Raw genomic sequence first — 18,281 nt, 5'->3', positions numbered from 1 at the left:
AGCGCGCCCGCGGCGTCACATCGTCGCGACTGCTTCCGCGTCTTCCGCCGCGGCCGCACGCTGCCGGGTCGAGTAGAGCGTGCCCCAGCGGGTCAGTTCTGCGAGCACGGGTGTCGCGCTCGCGCCGAGCTCGCTGAGTCGATACTCGACCTTGGGCGGCACCTGCGGATACACGGTTCGGATGACCAGGCCGTCGTCCTCGAGCTCTCGCAGCTGACGGGTGAGCACGCGCGCGGTGGGGTCCTGCAGAAGGCGTCCGAGCTCGCCGAAGCGCAATACCCCGTGCTCATCGAGAAGCATCAGGATGCTCGGCTTCCAGGCGCCGCCCAGAACCGCGATCGAAACCTCGGTGTCGCACGAGTCCGCCCACTCGTGGATGATCCGTGCCGTCTTCTCGCGCATCGGAGCCTCCTTGGTATCCATTTGGTCAGTACGTATCACAAATGACCGTACTTGTTGCTCTTGCCTGTACTTTACAGAATGAAAGCGTGACTTCAATCCCTACTCTCGTCGGCCAGCGTTCGACCCTCCGCCTCTGGCTCGCGATGGTCCCGCTCCTTCTCGGCGTCCTCATCGGCGCGCTCGCGATCAGCAGCGTCTCCACCGCCCTTCCCGCAATCCGCGGCGATCTGGCCCTCACCGACACCGAAAGCCTCTGGCTCGTCGATGTGTACTCACTGTCGCTGGCCGCCACCCTCATCGTGGCGGCCCGGTTCGGAGACGCCTTCGGGCGGAAGACCATCATCCTCATCGGCCTGGCCGGGTTCGCGGTGCTCAACGCAGTGGGAGGGTTCGCGACGAGCGGCGTCGTACTCATCCTCGTCCGTGCCCTGCTCGGCGTTGCCGAAGCCTTCGTCATCGCGGGGGTCGTCGCGACGATCGGCGCCAAGTTCCACGAGCGGGAGCGCGTGCTCGCATACGGGCTGTGGACCGCGACATTCGGCACGGGGAGCGCGCTCGGCCCGGTGATCGGCGGCCTGCTCGCCGAAGGCCCCGGGTGGCGCTGGTTGATGCTGGGAAGCGTTCCGCTCGCCGTGATCGCGGGCCTGCTCGCCCTCTGGCTCGTGCCCGACTCGCGCAGCTCGCAGCAGCCCTCGTGGGATGCACCGAGCATCATCTCCTCGATCATCGGGCTCGGGGCTCTCGTCTTCGCGCTGCACGAGGCCCTCGTCGCGCCCGCATCGGCGGTGGTCAGTGCACTCGTCGCCGTCGTGGGGCTCGTGTTCTTCGTGCGCAGGCAATGGCGGCTCAGCGAACCGTTCCTCGACATCCGCCTGTTCCGCGTGCCAGGCTTCAGCCCTGCCGCCATCCGCATCATCGCCAGCAGCGGTGCCTCCGCTGCCTCGGTGCTGCTGGTCAGCCTGCACCTGCAGGACACTCGGGGCCAGAACGCCGCCGAGGCGGGAATCGCGCTGCTGCCGCAAGCCGTGGCCATCGCCATCGGAGGTGTCGTGGCACCCCTCGCCCTCCGCTGGCTGTCGGCGAGCCGTCTCACCGTCGTCGCCCTCCTCCTGCAGGCCGGCGGGCTCGGCTGGCTCGCACTCGATCCGAGTCTCATGGCCATACCGCTCGTGCTCGTGGGACTCGGGTTCGGAGTCGGCGCGACGCTCGCCGCGACCGCGCTGTTCGAGGTGACGACCGAGGACCAGGCCGGGCAGGTGGGTGCGATTCAGGAGGTGGGGTTCGCGCTCGGCGGCGGGCTGGGCGTCGCGGTGTTCGGCACCATCGCCGCCGTGCTGGTCGCCGGAGGTTTCGTCGTCGCGGTGCTGGTCGCAGCCGCCGTCGTGACGGCTGCCGCGGTGCTCCCGCTGGTGCGGCGTCGAAGCGAGCGGCTGAGCTCGGTCGTGCACTGAGTGCGCCGTCAGCCCGCGTCGGGCGGCGGCGCCTCGCCGGTCTACATGCCGTAGGTGCGGTCGACGGCGGCCTTCGCGACAACCGCTGCGATGCCGTCGTGCTGTTGCCTCTCAGATAGCTGCGGTGACCGCGAACTCGACGAAGTAGTCAGGGGTGGCGAGCTTCGCCTCGACCGTGGCGCGGGCGGGCGGATTGGCACCGTCGACCCAGGCGTCCCAGACCGAGTTCATGTCGGCGAAGGTCGCGATGTCGGCGAGGTAGATGGTGACGCTGAGCAGCTTCGACTTGTCGCTGCCGACGCCCGCGAGCAGCTCGTCGACGCGCTGCAGGGCGGCCCGGCTCTGCTCGACGACGGTGGCGCCCTCGGCCACCTGACCGGCGAGGTAGACCGTGTCGCCGTGGACGACCGCCTGGCTCATGCGGGCGCCGGGCTCGATGCGCTGAATGCTCACAGCATCTCCTTGTGTTCGTGGGGGTGGACGAACAGGCTATCGAGCCGGGCGCATCCCGGCCGACCCGAGCACGCGCTCGACCGTGAGCTCGAGCACGACCCGCTGTGGATTCGGGCGCGGCTGCCGGTAGCGCGCGGCGTAGAGCTCGACCGCCAACGCGACCGCCTCTGGATCGTCGTGCACGCGAGCCGGGCCCTCGAAGCTGATCCAGCGCACGCCGTCGACCGTGTTGACGCTCGCCCGCCCGTTGCGCTCGGCGTTCAGGAACTTCTGCGAGCCGCTGCTGCCGATGATGCGCACGACGCCGTCGAGGTACGTGATGCCGACCGGCACCGAATGGATGCGGCCGTGGCGATCGAGGGTCGAGAGCGTCGCGAGGTGGTACTCCGAGAGGAACTCTCGAGCGGTGTCGGTCAGCACTTCGCGCCTTTCGTGCGGGATGAGACGGTGGTGCCGGGATCGGCCGCGCTCACGGAGTCCAGATCAGGAGTGTACGCGGGAGACGAGTGATGCGAGCACGCTCGAGTCCGCGATCTGCGCGAGGAGCTCGGCTCCGTCGAGCGGATCCGCGTCGGCGACTCGGATGTCGGCGCCCGGCAGGCGGGCGTACAGCTCGGACGAGAACTCGTCCACGATGTGCGCGCTGCGGAACACTCCGCCCGTCGCCCGGATGGTCGGGGCCGGTGCGAGGTGCTCGCCGACGCGGCGGAGCCCCGTGAACGCCGAGAGGGCGAGTTCGCGTGCTCCACGCGTGAGGATGGACCGGGCGACGTCATCGTCATCGGCGACGGCGGAGACCTGCCGCGCGTACCTCGCGATGCGTTCCACGCGGCTCGGGTCGGACTGCAGTTCGATGTAGGCGCTCTCGACGTCGGGGAACTCGGCCCTGACGACGTCGAGCAACAGCGTCTCGGGGCCGCGGCCGTCGTGGGCGCGCATCGCGGCGTCGAGCGCCTCCCGGCCGAGCCAGTACGCGCTGCCGGCGTCGCCCATGAGGTTGCCCCACCCGTCGATGCGTGCGACCGCCGAAGCACCGACCGCGAACGCGACGGTTCCGGTGCCCGCCGCGACGACGGCGCCCCGCTCCTCGCCCAGCGTGCCGAGGAACGCGGTGACCGAGTCGTGCGCGAGCGTGATCGACTCGACGCCGAGTTCGTGCGCGCCGGTTCGGTAGAGCCCTTCGGCGTCTGCCTCGCTGCGCGTCAGTCCCGACACGCCGACGCCGGCCGAGGCCGGCCGGCAGCCGCGTTCGAAGGCATCGCGGATCACCTCGGCGAGTTGCGGGCGCAATGGCAGGTCCGTGCGGATGCCGGGCAGCGACCACTGCTGCAGCTCGGCGCCGCGATACCGGACCTTGATCCCCGACTGGCCGGCGTCGACCGCCAGTGTCGGAGTACGGTCACGGTCCGCTCGCACGGACGCCATCTCCTCCGCCCCCATCACCCTCAGTTCTCCTGTCGTCCTCGGCGCACTGCCCTCGTTCGCCGACTCGGCATGTCAACGTTGGACACGGCCCTTCGTGGCATGTTACCTGTCGCGGTGCGAATTGTGGAAAGCTGAAGACAGCACTCGATGCCACGGGCGCCGTCGGAGACCCACGTCCCCGACCTCACGCCGACATGGAGGATTCCGATTCAGTCCAGGGCGACCCTTCACGATGTGGCGCGGCTCGCCGGAGTCAGCGCCAAGACCGTCTCGCGGGTGTACAGCGGTTCGCCGCGGGTGCTCCCCGAGACCCGCGAGCGCATCCTCGCGGCGGCGAAGCGATTGCGCTTCCGGCCGAACACCGTGGCACGCAACCTCCGCCAGGGCGGCAAGACCGACACGGTCGCGTTCGTGATGGGCGACATCCACAACCCGTTCTACTTCCACGTCGCCGCCGGCATCGAGCAGGAGCTCGCGAAGGGCGGGTTCACGATGCTGTGGGCCAGCACGGGGGATGCCCCCGACAGCGAGCCCGTCGTCGTCGACGCCCTGCTCAGCCAGTTGGTGCGTGCGCTCGTGCTGATCCCGATCGCGGGCGACCAGTCCTACCTCGAGGGCGAGCGGCAGCTCGGCACGCCCATCATCACCGTCGACCGCCCGGCAACCGATCTCGTCGCCGACACTGTCGTGCTCGCGAACCGGAGCGGCATGGCCGACGCGGTGCGATCGCTGACGGCCAACGGCCATCGCAAGATCGGGTTCGTGAGCAACCCGAGCGAGATGTACACGCTCTCGGAGCGACTCGCGGGCTACCGGCAGGCACTCATGGAGGCCGGGGTCGCCGACAGCACGCCGTGGGAGCGGCTCGGCAACGATCCGTCGATCACGCCCGAGTCGCAGGTGCGCTCGCTGCTCGACTCGAGCGACCCGCCGACCGCGATCGTCACGGGCAACAACCGCGCGACCATGGGCGCGCTCCGCGAGCTTCGCACCCGCGAGGATCCGGTCGCCCTCATCGGCTTCGACGACTTCGAGCTCGCCGAGATGCTCGGCATCTCGGTCGTCGCGCACGACCCGGTCGAACTCGGCCGCGCGGCCGGCCGCCTCGCCCTCGAGCGCATCGAGCACCACGGCGGGCCCATCCGGCGCATCGAGCTGCCGACCCGCCTCGTGAAGCGCGGCTCCGGCGAGATCCCCGCACCTGCCGGCTGACCGATCGCCGCCTCACCCGATCACGCCACCGGCGGCGAATCGCCGCATTGACATGATCATCAGGGTGTGCAAACCTGCCATGACAACGCTGACATGGCCTCGTTCCCGAAAGAAGACGATGAAGTTGACCACCGAACCGCACGCGCTCCTCGAGATGCGTTCGATCACGAAGGAATTTCCAGGGGTCAAAGCCCTCTCGGATGTCTCGATCACGGTGCGTCCCGCAGAGATCCACGCCATCTGCGGTGAGAACGGCGCCGGCAAGTCGACCCTCATGAAAGTGCTCTCGGGCGTCTACCCGACCGGCACCTTCACGGGCGAGATCTGGTTCCGCGGCCAGCGGGTCGAGTTCAGGGACATCCGCTCGTCTGAACAGGCCGGCATCGCGATCATCCACCAGGAGCTCGCGCTCATCCCCGAGCTGTCGATCACCGAGAACATCTTCCTCGGCAACGAGATCAACCACGGCGGCCGCATCGACTGGGTCGCCCAGAAGGCGCGGGCCCTCGACCTCCTCGCACGAGTGGGCCTCGACGAAGACCCCGACACGCAGATCAAGCACCTCGGCGTCGGCAAGCAGCAGCTCGTCGAGATCGCGAAGGCGCTGGTGAAGGAGGTCAAGCTGCTGATCCTCGACGAGCCGACCGCGGCCCTCAACGAAGACGACTCCCAGCACCTGCTCGACCTCATCAGGGGGCTCAAGGGCAAGGGCATCGCGTCGATCATGATCTCCCACAAGCTCAACGAGATCGAGGCCGTCGCCGACCAGATCACGATCATCCGCGACGGCCGCGCGATCGAGACGCTCGACGTGCACGCCGGCGGGGTCGATGAGGATCGCATCATTCGCGGCATGGTGGGGCGCTCGCTCGAGAGCCGGTACCCCGAGCGCACGCCGAGCATCGGCGACGTGTTCTTCGAGGTGAAGAACTGGACCATCCAGCACCCGCAGGTGCCCGAGCGCCTCGTGGTGAAGGGGTCCAGCTTCAACGTGCGTCGCGGCGAGATCGTCGGTATCGCCGGCCTCATGGGCGCCGGGCGCACCGAACTTGCGATGAGCATCTTCGGGCGCTCCTACGGCAACTACCTGTCGGGCACCATCGTGAAGGACGGGCAGGAGATCGTCCTGAAGGACGTCGAGTCCGCGATCGACCACGGGCTCGCGTACGTGAGCGAAGACCGCAAGCAGCTCGGCCTCAACCTGCTCGACACGATCAAGCGATCCATCGTCGCCGCGAAGCTCACGAAGATCGCCAAGGGCGGCGTCATCGACGACTCGCAGGAGTTCGGGATCGCCGAGGACTACCGGAAGCTCTTGCGCATCAAGACCCCCAGCGTCGACGCCGGCGTCTCGAAGCTCTCGGGCGGCAACCAGCAGAAGGTCGTGCTGGCGAAGTGGATGTTCACCGACCCCGACCTGCTGATCCTCGACGAGCCGACCCGCGGCATCGACGTCGGCGCGAAGTACGAGATCTACCTGATCATCCAGGCGCTCGCCGCGCAGGGCAAGGGCGTGATCCTCATCTCGAGCGAGCTGCCCGAACTGCTCGGCATGGCCGACCGCATCTACACGGTCTTCGAAGGCCAGATCACCGACAACATCCCCGCACACGAAGCGAACCCCGAGGCCCTCATGCGCAGCATGACCTCCGCGAAGAAGAAGGCGAACGCATGAGCACGACGGCGAACGACCCGGCCGCCCCGAAGAAGGGCGGACTCTCCGACCTGCGCAAGGTCTTCGGAGGCGGCCAGTCCAGCCTCCGCCAGTTCGGCATCCTCGGCAGCCTGATCGTCATCATCCTGATCTTCCAGATCTGGACGGGCGGTCTGACCCTGTCGCCGACGAACCTCATCAACGTCGTCAACCAGTACTCCTACATCCTGATCCTCGCGATCGGCATGGTGATGGTCATCATCATGGGACACATCGACCTCTCGGTCGGCTCGGTGGCGGCGTTCACCGGCATCATCGTCGCGAAGTCGATGGCCGACTGGAACCTGCCCTGGCCGTGGGCGATCCTGCTCGGCATCGCCGTCGGCGCCGCGATCGGCGCCTGGCAGGGGTTCTGGGTCGCGTTCATCGGGGTCCCGGCGTTCATCGTGACCCTGGCCGGCATGCTCATCTTCCGCGGCGGCAACCAGTTCATCGGCCAGTCGACCACCACGCCCGTTCCGCAGGAGTTCGGCATCATCGGAGCCGGCTACCTCCCCGAGCTCGCGGTGCCGCTGAACTTCAACGTGCTGACGATGATCCTCGGCGTCATCGGCGCCGGATGGATCGTCTGGAACGAGATCCGCGCCCGCCGCGTGCAGAAGAAGATGGGCTCCGAGATGGCGCCCGTGTGGGTGAGCATCGTGAAGGTCGTCGTGCTCGCCGGCGTCATCCTCTGGGCCGCCTGGCTGTTCGCGACCGGGCGCCCCGGCACGAGCTTCCCGATCTCGGGCATCATCCTCGTCGCCCTCGTCATCCTCTACTCGTTCATCACGAACAACACGATCTTCGGCCGCCATATCTACGCCGTCGGCGGCAACCGCATCGCCGCCACGCTCTCGGGCGTCAAGGATCGCCGGGTCGACTTCTTCGTCATGATGAACATGTCGGTGCTCGCGGCCGTCGCGGGCATGATCTACGTCGCCCGTGCGACCGCATCCGGTCCGCAGGACGGCAACGGCTGGGAGCTCGACGCCATCGCCGCCGTCTTCATCGGCGGCGCCGCCGTCTCGGGCGGCATCGGCACCGTGATCGGGTCCGTCATCGGTGGTCTCGTGATGGCGTTCCTGAACAACGGCCTGCAGCTCATCGGCGCGGACGCCGACGTCGTGCAGATCATCAAGGGCCTCGTGCTGCTCTTCGCCGTCGGCGTCGACGTCTGGAGCAAGAGCCAGGGGCGCCCCTCGATCCTCGGCATCTGGGGCAGCCGCCGGAAGTCGCGCCTCGAGGCGCAGGCGCCCGACGAGGCTCCGACGGTGGTTCCGAGCTCGCAATCCAACCTCTCGTCGCAGCCCGAGGACGTCACCCGGCGCTGAGGAACGTCGGCCGCGACATCCGCCGGCCGTCCCATCCCAAGAGAATCCGTCAATCCAACAAGAAAGTGAAAGATCAATGAAGAAGATCACTCTCGCGGCCACGGCGCTCGCCGCGGTCGCTGCACTCGCCCTGTCGGGATGCTCCGGCGGAGAGCGCGGTGGTGACGCCGGCGGGGCGTCCGACGCAGCCGGTTTCGCCGCCGACTCCACGATCGGCGTCGCGCTGCCCGACAAGACCTCTGAGAACTGGGTGCTCGCGGGCGGCCTGTTCGAAGACGGCCTCGAGGAAGCCGGGTTCAAGGGCGACGTGCAGTACGCGCCCGCCTCGAACACCGTCGCCGAGCAGCAGAACCAGATCTCGGCCATGGTCACCAACGGGGCCAAGGTCATCGTCATCGGTGCGAAGGACGGCAAGCAGCTCGGCACGCAGCTGCAGCAGGCTGCCGACGCGGGCGTCAAGATCATCGCCTACGACCGCCTGATCGAGAACACGGAGAACGTCGACTACTACGTCGCGTTCGACAACTTCAAGGTCGGCCAGCTGCAGGGCCAGGCGCTGCTCGAGGGCCTCGAGGCACGCTCCGGCCACGCCGCGCCGTGGAACATCGAGCTCTTCTCGGGCTCGCCCGACGACGCGAACTCGGCCGTCTTCTTCGACGGCGCCATGGAGGTTCTCCAGCCGAAGATCGACGACGGCACCCTCGTCGTCGCCTCCGGCCAGACCGACATCGCGCAGACCGCGACGCAGGGCTGGGAAGCTGAGAACGCCCAGAGCCGCATGGACTCGATCCTGACCTCGACCTACTCGAGCTCCGACATCGACGGCGTGCTCTCGCCGAACGACAACCTCGCTCGCGCGATCATCACGTCGGCCAAGCAGGCCGGCAAGGACATCTCGAAGATCACGGTGACCGGTCAGGACTCCGAGGTCGAATCGGTCAAGTCGATTATGGCCGGCGAGCAGTACTCGACCATCAACAAGGACACCACCCTGCTGGTGGAGCAGACGATCAAGATGATCCAGCAGCTCCAGAAGGGCGAGGAGGCCGACGTCAACGACACCGAGCAGTACGACAACGGCGTCAAGGTCGTGCCGGCCTACCTGCTGGACCCGGTCATCGTGACCAAGGAGAACGCGGCCGAGGCGTACGCCAACAACCCGAACCTCCTCGAGATCGTCACCGCTGCACAGTGAGCTGACGTTCCGAGATCCGAGGATCACCAGATGAGCGGCCTGCCGATCCGGCGGGCCGCTCGTTCTGCATGGGGCATCTGCGTCGGGCCTGGTGCCGCGATGGGCAGTGCTGCCCATTCTCCGCAGGCCGCGCTTCGTGGTGTGATCATGACGCGCACAAGGGGCGCTGAACACACCGGCGCCGCTTCGGCGCCCGAGAAGGGGACGTTGATGAAGAAGTTCGGAAGAGGAATCGCCGGTGGGGCGCTGGCGATCGCGATCGCAGGCCTGTGCGCCATCGCGCCGGTCACCGCGGCGAACGCGGCAAGCGGCACGACGGGCAAGGGCTGCACCGCCTACCAGTACTCGAGCGGCGGCTACGCATCGTGCGTCGGGCAGATCCAGCGCATGCTGAACGGCATCAACCAGACCTACGGCTCCCTCTACGGCGGGTACGGCCTCTCGGTCGACAACGCCTTCGGTCCCAACACGCGCACGCAGGTCGTGCGGTACCAGGGCTGGGCGCGCCTCACCGCCGACGGCATCGTCGGCGCCAACACCTGGGGCAAGCTCTGCTTCCACGCCGGCCAGGTGAACTTCGCCTACCCGAGCTCGGGTGCCACGAAGAATGCCGCATGGCAGGCCGCGTACGACGCCGGATGCTACGTGGAGAAGCCCGCCTCGGGATCGCCCGGGTACGTCACCATCTCGAAGTACTAGTCGCAGCAGCAACGAACGAAGGGCGGGTGGCGTGAGCCACCCGCCCTTCGGCGTTACCAGGGCGCTGCGTTCATCGCTTCGGATCGGCGAGCACCCGGCCGCTCGCCGAGAGCGCGAGGCGTCGCGGCATGAAGCGGACGAGTGTGCTCGTGATCGCATTGGCCCGGCCGGAGACGACGCTTGCGGGCGTGCGGCGACGGTCGAGGCGACGGAGCGCGAGCGCCACGACCTCCTCGGGGGACTGGAAGCTGCCCACCGCGGCATCGCCGGTGCCGACGACGTCGAAGAACTCCGTACGCGTCGCGCCGGGGCTGAGCGTGAGCACCCGCAGCGACGACGCGCGGTTCTCGTAGGCGAGTGCCTCGGTGAAGCTCAGCACGAATGCCTTTGACGCCCCGTATACCGCCATGTCGGGGCAGGGCTGGTACGCCGCGGTGCTCGCGATGTTCACCAGGGCGCCGCGACCCTCGCGCACGAGGTCGGGCAGGAACTCGCGCGTGATCGCCACGAGGGAGGCGACGTTCAGCTGCACCATCTCGGCGATGCGTGCCGGATCGGCGTCGACGAACGCGCCCTTCACCCCGAAGCCGGCGTTGTTGACGAGGGTGCCGACGCGGATGCCCCGTTCGTCGAGCGCGGCCCGCAGCGCTGTGTGGGCGTCGGATGTCGCGAGGTCGAGTGCGATCGGCGTCGCGCGCACACCGTGCTCGCGTTCGATGCGATCGGCGAGCTCGCGCAGCCGCTCCTCGCGGCGGGCGACGAGGACGACGTCGGCGCCCCGGCGGGCGAACTCGGTCGCGAAGGCGGTGCCGAGGCCCGAACTGGCGCCGGTGATGAGGGCGGTGGTCCCGGTGAAGTCAATGGTCATGTCGCTAATGTAGACAGTGACAGCATTGTTGTCAATGTCTACTTTCCGATAGAGTGCACGAGTGACCGAACGCGCCTATCACCACGGCAACCTGCGTCAGGCGCTCCTCGAGCGCGCGTGGGCGACGATCGACGACGACGGCATCGACGCCCTGTCGCTGCGACAGCTCGCACGCGACGTCGGCGTCAGCCACGGTGCATCCGCTCGCCATTTCGCCGACCGCACGGCACTGCTCGACGCGATCGCGGTCACCGGCTTCACGCGCATGAACGACGCGCTCGCCGCGGCGGCGACGACCGAGACGACGTTCGCCGGGCAACTGCACGCCGCGGGCCTCGCCTACATCGGGTTCGCGGTCGAGCATCCGGCGATCCTCGACCTGATGTACAAGGCGAAGCACCATCCCGACGCGTCGCCCGACCTCCTCGGACTCAGTCGGGCGAGCATGGCCGTGGTCGTCGAGTTCGTCGGCGCGGCGCAGGCGACGGGCGAGGTGCGGCCGGGCGACGTCGAACGACAGTCGCTCGTCGTGTTCGCCGCCGTGCACGGCGTCGCCGCGCTCGCGACCGACGACCTGCTCGACGGGGTGCCGTGGCGAGAAGCCGCCGACGCCACGATCGATGCCGTGCTCAGCTCGCTGACGGGCGTCGCCACGCCGTGACCCGATGAGGCGTCCGTCGGCGCCTCGTCTCGTCTCGTCAGTCAGCGGGCGGGAGGCTCGGTGCCCGACAACTGCTGCGCAAACCTGAGCGACTCGACCGATCCGAGCTGTTGCTGCCGGCGAGGCTTCGCCAGGAAGCCGGAGAGGACCGGGATGTCGCGAGCGTCCCCGCGGAAGGGGACCCGCACGTCGCTGTCGCCGTCGCGGTCGAAGGGCAGACCCCGGTCGGCAGCCACGGTGCGGCGGATGACGAGCATCGGCTGCTCGTCGTTCGGGTCGGCACTCGGTTCGACCCCGTCGATGTGGTGCCACTCGAACACCGTCGGAGACTCTCGCAGCCGTGGCTTGCCGGCACCCGTGCCCTGCCTGACGTCACGGACCGCATGCACCGTCACGAATCCCGGCGCCAGCGTCAGGATCGCTGTCGGACGGCGGTTCCGCCGGGTTTCGCGCACGATGAAGGGAAGCCCGCCGACCGCGATCGCGAGGAAGGCGAGGCCGAACAGGCCGTACATCCATGCCGGTCCCGAGATGGAGGCGGCACGGAGCGGCCCGCCGTCGAGGGTCGTGTCCCAACCGAGGGTCACGCCCGCGACGACGGCCGGCACGAGCCAGCTCGCTGCGACGACGACCACCATCACGAGCGCGAAGAGCTCCACGAGCAGCGTGGGGACCCACGACGAGTGTCCGATGCGCTCGAGCGCGCTGAGCTCGCCCGACCGCTGCCACCGGTAGAGGTCGGCATCGCGAGCGGCGCGGGTCATGTTCAGTCCTGAGGTGGTGCGGGGAGTGAAGGGCTTCCAGTAGAACATGTCGATGAACGAGGCGCGCTGCTCGTTCTCCCGCCGACTCCGGCTACTCCACGAGCTTGCCCGCCACCGAAACCTCGCGCATGAGGGACGCGATCTCCGCCGGGATCGGCGGAATCGACTCGCGCGTCACACCGGTCGACGGCGACCAGACGAGGTTCACCTGCAGCGCGGCATCCGTCTCGGGGTAGTCGCTGCGGTTGTGGCAGCCGCGCGTCTCGCGACGTTCGAGCGCCGCCTCGAGAGTTGCGCGGGCCGCCAGCGCGGCCGACTTGAGGTCGAAGGCGTGCGCGAGGTCCTGGTAGCCGGCGATGTCGGGGTGCACGCCGATGTCGGCGATGCGGGCCTCGATCGCGTCGAGCTCGGCGAGTCCGGCGACGAGGCCCTGCTCGTCGCGCACGACGCCGGCGTGCTCGGTCATGGTGTCGCGGATGGCGCGTTGCAGGGCGCGCACGTTCTCGGTGCCGTCGGAGGCGAGCAGCCCCGCGATCTCGTCGCGCGCCGTCTGCACCGCGGCGGCTGAACGCGTCTGGGCCGAGAGGGCGGCCGAGTACGAGGCGGCGGCCCGCCCGACGATGCGCCCGAAGACGAGCAGTTCGATGAGCGAGTTGCCGCCCAGCCGGTTGGCGCCATGCAGGCCACTGGATGCCTCGCCGATGGCGTAGAGCCCCGGGACATCCGTGCCGTGGTCGTCGGGGCGCACCCACACGCCGCCCATCGAGTAGTGCGCGGTCGGCGCGATCTCGATCGGCTCCTTCGTGATGTCGAGCATCTGCAGCTCGAGCATGGTCTGGTACACGCGTGGGAGGCGGGTCATGATCGTCTCGCGGGGCAGGTGCGAGACATCCAGCCAGACACCGCCGTTGGGCGTGCCGCGGCCCTCCTTGATCTCGGTGTAGCAGGCGAGGGCGACCCGGTCGCGAGTCGAGAGCTCGAGGCGCTCGGGGTCGTACTTGTGCATGAAGCGCTCGCCGAGGCCGTTGGTGAGGATGCCGCCCTCGCCGCGGGCCGCCTCGCTGATGAGCGTGCCCGCCGCGTTCTCGGGCTCGATGATGCCCGACGGGTGGAACTGCACGAGCTCGGGGTCGCGTACCCGACCACCCGCCTCGACGGCGAGACGCCACGAGTCGCCCGTGTTCTCGTCGCGCCGCGAGGAGGTGCGCCGCCAGATGCGGTTGTGCCCGCCGGCGGCGAGGATGACCGCGTCGGCGTGGATGAGGTAGCGGGTGCCGTCTTCGAGGTCGAAGCCGTACGCGCCGAACACCGCGCCGTCGTCGTTCACGAGGATGCGAGTGACGTAGACGGTGTCGAGGATCGGCACGTTCAGCTGCGCGGCCCGGTTGATGAGCGTGCGCTGGATCTCGAGGCCGGTGTAGTCGCCGGCGAAGGCCGTGCGGCGGTAGGTGTGGGCGCCGAAGAAGCGCTGCGAGATGCGCCCGTCGTCTTCGCGGGCGAAGGGCATGCCGTACCGCTCGAGGTCCTCGATGCCGCGGGCCGCGCCCGAGGTCACGATCTCGACCGTGTGCGGGTTGGCGAGCAGGTAGCTCTCCTTGAGGGTGTCGGCGGCGTGCTGCTGCCAGCTGTCGTCGGGGTCCATCGTCGACAGCGCCGCGTTGATGCCGCCGGCCGCGAGCGAGGTGTGCGCGTCGGACTTGGGGCGCTTGCCGAGGGCGAGGACGTCGACACCCGCCTCGGCGAGTTCGATGGCGGCGCGCAGGCCGGAGCCGCCCGTGCCGATGACGAGGACGGTCGTGGAGATCTGGCGTTCTAGCTTGGCGCTGCTGGAGGTGCTCGGGGTGCTCATGGACTCAACGCTAGGTTTGCGCAGTCCATTACTCCAATGCATTTATGTCGTCGACATCATGCATTCTCGCTATCGATCCATGCCCTCAGCGCTCGTCGTCGAACGCGTCCCGGGCGGCGAGGATGTCGTCGTGGTGCGCGGCGGCCCAGCGGGCGAGCTCGATGACCGGCACCGAGAGCGAGCGGCCGAGCTCCGTCGCCGCGTACTCGACCCGCGGCGGGATCTCGGGGTAGCTCGTGCGCGTGACGAGCCCGTCGCGCTCGAGGCTGCGCACGGTCTGCGTGAGCATGCGGTGCGAGATGCCGTCGATCTTGCGCTGCAGCTCGGTGAAGCGCAGCGGGCCGTCGTGCAGCACGCCGATGACGAGCATGCTCCACTTGTCGCCGACGCGGGCGAGGGTCTCGCGAATGACGCGGCTCGCCGGGTTGTCGACGCTGCACGCCTCGATGCCCTCGTGCCCAGGGGTCTCGACGAGCGAGTGATCGGAGAGCACGCGGATAGGGTCGGTCGTCATGCTGTCCTCCTGGTGCCTGATCTCGATGGACGCTATCAGGTCGTGCGTGACGCACCCTGAGTAACCGGCGGACCGCGGCATCCGGGGGTGAGGAGCCGCCGCGGCATCCGCTCGAGACATGCCTGCGTCGACGCATCCGTGCGCCGCATGGATGTCGCGGCGACGATGCGCGTACGTTATCGACATGAACCTCGAGCAACTCCGCAGCTTCGTCGAGGTGGCACGCTTCGGCAACTTCACCCGGGCCGCAGAGGAGCTCTACCTCGCCCAGCCCTCGCTGAGCCGTCAGATCGCCGCGCTCGAGCACGATCTGGGTGCCGAGCTCTTCCACCGCGCCCGCGGCGGCAGCACCCTGACGACCGCGGGGGAGTCGCTGCTGCCGCTCGCCCGCCGCATGCTCGCCGATGCCGAGTCGGTGCGCCGCGAACTCGCCGAGCTGGCCGGTCTCGAGCGCGGGCGGGTGCGCCTCGGCGCCACGCCGACCCTCTGCATCAGCCTCGTCGCCGAGGTGCTGAGTGCGTTCCACGCGGAGCATCCGGGCATCGAGCTGCACCTCTCGGAACAGGGCTCGCGCCGCCTCCTCGACGAGCTCGCGAGCGGCGAGCTCGATCTCGCGCTCATCACCACCTCGGACGCCACGGCCGCCGAGCGGTTCACCGTGACGCCGCTCCTCGTCGAGGAGCTCGTGGTGATCTCGTCGGCCGGCGCACCGCCGGTCACCGCGCGCGACACCATCGAGCTGGCGGATGTCGCGGCGTTGCCGCAGATCGTCTTCAGCGCGACGTACGACCTGCGGAGCGCGACCGACGCGGCGTTCCGGGCCGCCGGCCTCACGCCCGAGGTCGTGCTCGAGGGGGCCGAGATGGACGCCGTGCTGCGGTTCGTCGAACGCGGGCTCGGGGTCGCGATCGTGCCCGCGATGGTGCTCATCGATCGGCCCGGCCTGCGGCCGGTGCGACTCGGCGAGCCCACACTCGACCGCACCATCAGCGTCGCGCGGCCCACCGACGTCGCGCCGACCGCGGCCGTCGAGGTCATGCGACAGACGATCTCGGCGAGTGCGACGGCATTCGCCGCGCGGGCAGGCGCGACGATGCGGCTCGCCGCGAGCGAGTGAGGGGATGTTGCAGAGCTCCCCCTCGTCCGGTTCAGCTGTACGTGAGCTGCGCGCTCGCGACCACGCTCGTACTCGCGACCACCCGCACCCAGTACGCCGAGAAGTGCACCGGGAATCGGTGGCGCAGCTGGCGCTCGACCGTGAACGTGCGGTAGCTGACCCAGTTGCCCTCGCCGGTGATGTCGACCTGCACGTCGAAGTCGACCGCCGCCTCACCCTGATGGGACAGCGCGATGAACTTCTCCTCGTAGGCGGTCATCAGGTACGGGTCGGAGGGCTGGCCTGCCACGACCGAGGTGTTCTTCCACGGCCCGCCGACGCCGCGCGGACGACCGAGCTTCCAGAGATCATCGACCGCGCCGACCCACAGCGCGGTCTTGCCGTCGGTCGAGCGAACGATGTGCTCGCCGGCTGGGGCGTCGTCGCGCACACCGGTGAGGATGGCCATGCCGCGATACGAGCAGTAGTCCTTGATGCGGCGGCCGTGGGTTGCGATCGGGCGCATCTTCGCGAACCCACCGGCGTTCTCGGCCGGTACCTCGTAGAACGTGCCGTGGGCGTTGAACAGGTCGCGCTCGGTGCAGATCTCGCGGTCGATGCGCTCGGGCCCGAGAGGGGCGGATGTCTCGTAGGCCGCGTTGAACTTGGGCAGTCGCCAGCGCCGACCGGCGTCGTCGATCACCAGCACCGACGCGGCGTCGACGTCGAGGACGCCGGTGGGAATGGCGCAGTTGAGACGGTGCCAGGCGTCCGAGTCGGGATCTTCGACCTTCTTGAGCTCGAAGTTGCCGTCCATCTCGTAGTAGCCGACCGACTGCGGCCCGTTGGCGGTGGGCCGGTCGACGACGAAGGCGAGGCTGCGCAGGTTGCCGCCGCGGGCACGCACCAGGCCGCCGGTGACGGCCGTGTCGCCGATCCCGGCCAGGCCGTCGAACATGGCGTCGGCCTCGGCCGGGCGCTCGTCGAGCTGCCGCATCGAGACGGTGGCTGTCACCCGTGTCGCGGCGCGGTCGGTGGTCAGCCTGATCCACTCGCCGAGCACGTGGCTCGGCATCGGGATCCACTGGTAGCCGTTGGCCGGCACCGTCACGCGCTGCCAGCGGGAGAACGCGCCCGAACCGTCGGCGTCGAGTTCGAGGTCGAACGTCACGGGCTCGCTGGAACCATGGCTGAGGTGCAGCACGCGTCGGTCGAAGCCGGCGATGAGGAACGGGTCGGAGGGGGTGGCGGCGGGCACTTCGTCGTCGTCCCAGACGGAACCACGGCCGATCGCGAAGCCGAGGTCGTCGAGCTGGCCGGGATCGACGAACCAGAGGTTCGACTGCGACTGGCCGGGGCCGATCAGGTTGCCCTTGTGTCTGCGCTTGTTGTAGAACTCGGCTTGCGCCGTATCGTCGCTGCCGAGCACGATGCGGTCGCCCCAGCGTGCGAAGTCTCCGATCACCTTGAGGTAGCTGCTGCGCGGGCGGATGCCGGCGGCGCTGCCGATGTCGAATGCCGCCGGGAACCGCCAGAAGGCACCGTGCATCGTCATGAGCAGGTCTTCGCCCTGCCCGACCTCGCGGATGCGCGGCCACTCGGTGTTCCAGCCGTGGGCGCCGTCGTAACTGTGGCTGCTCTTCGGCAGACGGAACGTGACCCATTCGTCGTTGCGACGGATCTGCAGGATGATCGAGCGGTAGTCCCAGCCGACCGCCCACACCGGGTCGTCCGCTGTTCGGCTGCCGCCGACGATGCCGGCGGGCCCCGTGACCTCGGTGAACTGGTTACGGCGCACGAGCTGCCAGTCTCCGCTGCCGTGCCACTCGCCGAGCGCACCCGACTCGGTCGTGGGGTCGGTCTGGGCCGCGGGGGCGGCGTCGCCGTTGTTGCTGTAGATGACCACGTCGCCGTGGGTGTAGAGGCCCTTGCCGTGATAGCCGGGAAGGGTCGAGCTGATCGTCGCGGGATCGGTCGGGCTCGTGATGCCGCCGTTGCCGTCTTTGATGTCACCCGACACGGCGAGGCTGTTGACGTCGACGCTGTAGAGGCCCTCCTCCATCGTGGCGAAATGGACCTTGTTCACCGGGTCGGCCCAGTGGCGCGACGTGCCGGTCAGGCGGCCCGGCATCACCGATCGGTCGATGACCCGCACGGTCGCGTCGGCGGCGATGACGTAGGGGCCGATGAAGAGCTGGTTCGACTCCTCGTGGATCATGCGGTTGGCGTTGGTGCCGCCGACGCTCTCGGGGCGCACCACCTGTTGCAGTTCAGGGGTGATCTCATAGAGCTTGTCGCTCGAGCCGCGCACGAGGTGCGGCCCATACGTGATCGCCCACAGGCGCCCGGCCCAGGGAACGACGGCACCGGTGCCGCACTCGCCCTCGGTGTTGAACATCGCCAAGGTCGGATAGATGCCCGAGACCGCCCGTGGCAGAGCAGCGACGGCACCCGCGGCCGAGCCCCCGAATGCTGCGGGCGCAGCCCAAGCCGTCGCGGGGGCGGGCATCGCCCAGGCGCCGACGCCGGCGAGCACCACGCCCTGCAGCACGGTGCGCCGAGTCGGCCGAGCCGCGTGGGCGCGGCCGGGTTCGGAGATCGGAGGGTCCGGCAGATTCGCAGTCATTGGTCTACTTCCTCGGAGACAGTCGATGCACGAAACCCC

General features: G+C 69.0%; 17 protein-coding genes. 8 read left to right on the top strand and 9 right to left on the bottom strand.

What is annotated here, in order from left to right; all coding sequences use genetic code 11:
* Window positions 1-15 precede the first annotated feature (15 nt).
* The gene (locus ASD23_RS01705; protein ID WP_056005424.1) at window positions 16-402 is read right to left on the bottom strand and encodes a winged helix-turn-helix transcriptional regulator; all 387 of its coding nucleotides are present in this window, start codon (window positions 400-402) and stop codon (window positions 16-18) included.
* A gap of 86 nt (window positions 403-488) precedes the next feature.
* On the opposite strand from ASD23_RS01705, the gene ASD23_RS01700 reads away from it, so the two are divergent.
* Window positions 489-1,853 (top strand): MFS transporter, encoded by a 1,365-nt coding sequence (locus ASD23_RS01700; RefSeq protein ID WP_158556691.1) that lies wholly within the window; start codon window positions 489-491, stop codon window positions 1,851-1,853.
* Between the two features lie 111 nt (window positions 1,854-1,964).
* On the opposite strand, the gene ASD23_RS01695 is transcribed toward ASD23_RS01700, so the two are convergent.
* The 3 genes from ASD23_RS01695 to ASD23_RS01685 all read right to left on the bottom strand — a co-directional run bounded on the left by ASD23_RS01695 (window position 1,965) and on the right by ASD23_RS01685 (window position 3,722).
* Window positions 1,965-2,306, bottom strand: a complete 342-nt coding sequence (locus ASD23_RS01695; protein WP_056005418.1) for a RidA family protein — start codon at window positions 2,304-2,306, stop codon at window positions 1,965-1,967.
* Window positions 2,307-2,342: 36 nt separating this feature from the next.
* Window positions 2,343-2,726 (bottom strand): PPOX class F420-dependent oxidoreductase, encoded by a 384-nt coding sequence (locus ASD23_RS01690; RefSeq protein ID WP_082571092.1) that lies wholly within the window; start codon window positions 2,724-2,726, stop codon window positions 2,343-2,345.
* A gap of 63 nt (window positions 2,727-2,789) precedes the next feature.
* Window positions 2,790-3,722, bottom strand: a complete 933-nt coding sequence (locus ASD23_RS01685) for an N-acetylglucosamine kinase (protein WP_162248714.1) — start codon at window positions 3,720-3,722, stop codon at window positions 2,790-2,792.
* Between the two features lie 243 nt (window positions 3,723-3,965).
* Between ASD23_RS01685 and ASD23_RS01680 the strand changes: the two genes are divergently transcribed.
* From ASD23_RS01680 to ASD23_RS01660, 5 genes are all read left to right on the top strand, one after another.
* The gene (locus ASD23_RS01680; protein ID WP_235507599.1) at window positions 3,966-4,943 is read left to right on the top strand and encodes a LacI family DNA-binding transcriptional regulator; all 978 of its coding nucleotides are present in this window, start codon (window positions 3,966-3,968) and stop codon (window positions 4,941-4,943) included.
* A 154-nt stretch (window positions 4,944-5,097) separates the two neighbouring features.
* Window positions 5,098-6,618, top strand: a complete 1,521-nt coding sequence (mmsA, locus tag ASD23_RS01675; protein ID WP_235507641.1) for a multiple monosaccharide ABC transporter ATP-binding protein — start codon at window positions 5,098-5,100, stop codon at window positions 6,616-6,618.
* A complete protein-coding gene (mmsB, locus tag ASD23_RS01670; protein ID WP_056005407.1) occupies window positions 6,615-7,970 on the top strand; it encodes a multiple monosaccharide ABC transporter permease in 1,356 nt (451 codons plus the stop codon). Before mmsA ends, mmsB begins: the two co-directional genes overlap by 4 nt.
* A gap of 76 nt (window positions 7,971-8,046) precedes the next feature.
* A complete protein-coding gene (locus ASD23_RS01665) occupies window positions 8,047-9,165 on the top strand; it encodes a substrate-binding domain-containing protein (protein ID WP_056005404.1) in 1,119 nt (372 codons plus the stop codon).
* A gap of 210 nt (window positions 9,166-9,375) precedes the next feature.
* Window positions 9,376-9,864 (top strand): peptidoglycan-binding domain-containing protein, encoded by a 489-nt coding sequence (locus ASD23_RS01660; protein WP_056005401.1) that lies wholly within the window; start codon window positions 9,376-9,378, stop codon window positions 9,862-9,864.
* A 70-nt stretch (window positions 9,865-9,934) separates the two neighbouring features.
* Here the strand turns inward: ASD23_RS01660 and ASD23_RS01655 are convergent, their stop codons facing one another.
* Window positions 9,935-10,732: an SDR family NAD(P)-dependent oxidoreductase gene (locus ASD23_RS01655; RefSeq protein WP_056005398.1), complete on the bottom strand. Its 798-nt coding sequence runs from the start codon at window positions 10,730-10,732 to the stop codon at window positions 9,935-9,937.
* Between the two features lie 61 nt (window positions 10,733-10,793).
* On the opposite strand from ASD23_RS01655, the gene ASD23_RS01650 reads away from it, so the two are divergent.
* Window positions 10,794-11,393 carry a TetR/AcrR family transcriptional regulator gene (locus tag ASD23_RS01650; protein ID WP_056005395.1) on the top strand — a complete coding sequence of 200 codons (600 nt, stop codon included), beginning with the start codon at window positions 10,794-10,796 and terminating at the stop codon, window positions 11,391-11,393.
* Window positions 11,394-11,434: 41 nt separating this feature from the next.
* Here ASD23_RS01650 and ASD23_RS01645 read toward each other — a convergent pair whose 3' ends face one another.
* From ASD23_RS01645 to ASD23_RS01635, 3 genes are all read right to left on the bottom strand, one after another.
* Window positions 11,435-12,157, bottom strand: a complete 723-nt coding sequence (locus tag ASD23_RS01645) for a hypothetical protein (RefSeq protein WP_147305632.1) — start codon at window positions 12,155-12,157, stop codon at window positions 11,435-11,437.
* A 91-nt stretch (window positions 12,158-12,248) separates the two neighbouring features.
* Entirely contained in the window at window positions 12,249-14,006 is a 1,758-nt protein-coding gene (locus ASD23_RS01640; protein WP_056005389.1) for an L-aspartate oxidase, read from the bottom strand.
* An 85-nt stretch (window positions 14,007-14,091) separates the two neighbouring features.
* Window positions 14,092-14,520, bottom strand: coding sequence for a winged helix-turn-helix transcriptional regulator (locus tag ASD23_RS01635; RefSeq protein WP_082571090.1), 429 nt, complete (start codon window positions 14,518-14,520; stop codon window positions 14,092-14,094).
* A gap of 184 nt (window positions 14,521-14,704) precedes the next feature.
* On the opposite strand from ASD23_RS01635, the gene ASD23_RS01630 reads away from it, so the two are divergent.
* Complete coding sequence (locus tag ASD23_RS01630; protein WP_056005387.1) at window positions 14,705-15,637, top strand: LysR family transcriptional regulator; 933 nt, start codon at window positions 14,705-14,707, stop codon at window positions 15,635-15,637.
* A 31-nt stretch (window positions 15,638-15,668) separates the two neighbouring features.
* On the opposite strand, the gene ASD23_RS01625 is transcribed toward ASD23_RS01630, so the two are convergent.
* Window positions 15,669-18,242, bottom strand: coding sequence for a hypothetical protein (locus tag ASD23_RS01625; RefSeq protein ID WP_199470606.1), 2,574 nt, complete (start codon window positions 18,240-18,242; stop codon window positions 15,669-15,671).
* Window positions 18,243-18,281 lie beyond the last annotated feature (39 nt).

Source organism: Agromyces sp. Root1464, assembly GCF_001427265.1.
In the GTDB taxonomy this organism is placed as follows: Bacteria; Actinomycetota; Actinomycetes; order Actinomycetales; family Microbacteriaceae; genus Agromyces; species Agromyces fucosus.
This window is presented reverse-complemented; position numbering and strand designations above follow the sequence as displayed.

What these genes read in the sequence shown, in the direction of transcription:
- ASD23_RS01635 (WP_082571090.1), bottom strand. Translation starts at nt 14,520, where the DNA reads ATGACGACCGACCCTATCCGCGTGCTCTCCGATCACTCGCTCGTCGAG.
- ASD23_RS01640 (WP_056005389.1), bottom strand. Translation starts at nt 14,006, where the DNA reads ATGAGCACCCCGAGCACCTCCAGCAGCGCCAAGCTAGAACGCCAGATC.
- ASD23_RS01625 (WP_199470606.1), bottom strand. Translation starts at nt 18,242, where the DNA reads ATGACTGCGAATCTGCCGGACCCTCCGATCTCCGAACCCGGCCGCGCC.
- ASD23_RS01630 (WP_056005387.1), top strand. Translation starts at nt 14,705, where the DNA reads ATGAACCTCGAGCAACTCCGCAGCTTCGTCGAGGTGGCACGCTTCGGC.
- ASD23_RS01665 (WP_056005404.1), top strand. Translation starts at nt 8,047, where the DNA reads ATGAAGAAGATCACTCTCGCGGCCACGGCGCTCGCCGCGGTCGCTGCA.
- ASD23_RS01660 (WP_056005401.1), top strand. Translation starts at nt 9,376, where the DNA reads ATGAAGAAGTTCGGAAGAGGAATCGCCGGTGGGGCGCTGGCGATCGCG.
- mmsA (WP_235507641.1), top strand. Translation starts at nt 5,098, where the DNA reads ATGCGTTCGATCACGAAGGAATTTCCAGGGGTCAAAGCCCTCTCGGAT.
- mmsB (WP_056005407.1), top strand. Translation starts at nt 6,615, where the DNA reads ATGAGCACGACGGCGAACGACCCGGCCGCCCCGAAGAAGGGCGGACTC.
- ASD23_RS01705 (WP_056005424.1), bottom strand. Translation starts at nt 402, where the DNA reads ATGCGCGAGAAGACGGCACGGATCATCCACGAGTGGGCGGACTCGTGC.
- ASD23_RS01645 (WP_147305632.1), bottom strand. Translation starts at nt 12,157, where the DNA reads ATGACCCGCGCCGCTCGCGATGCCGACCTCTACCGGTGGCAGCGGTCG.
- ASD23_RS01655 (WP_056005398.1), bottom strand. Translation starts at nt 10,732, where the DNA reads ATGACCATTGACTTCACCGGGACCACCGCCCTCATCACCGGCGCCAGT.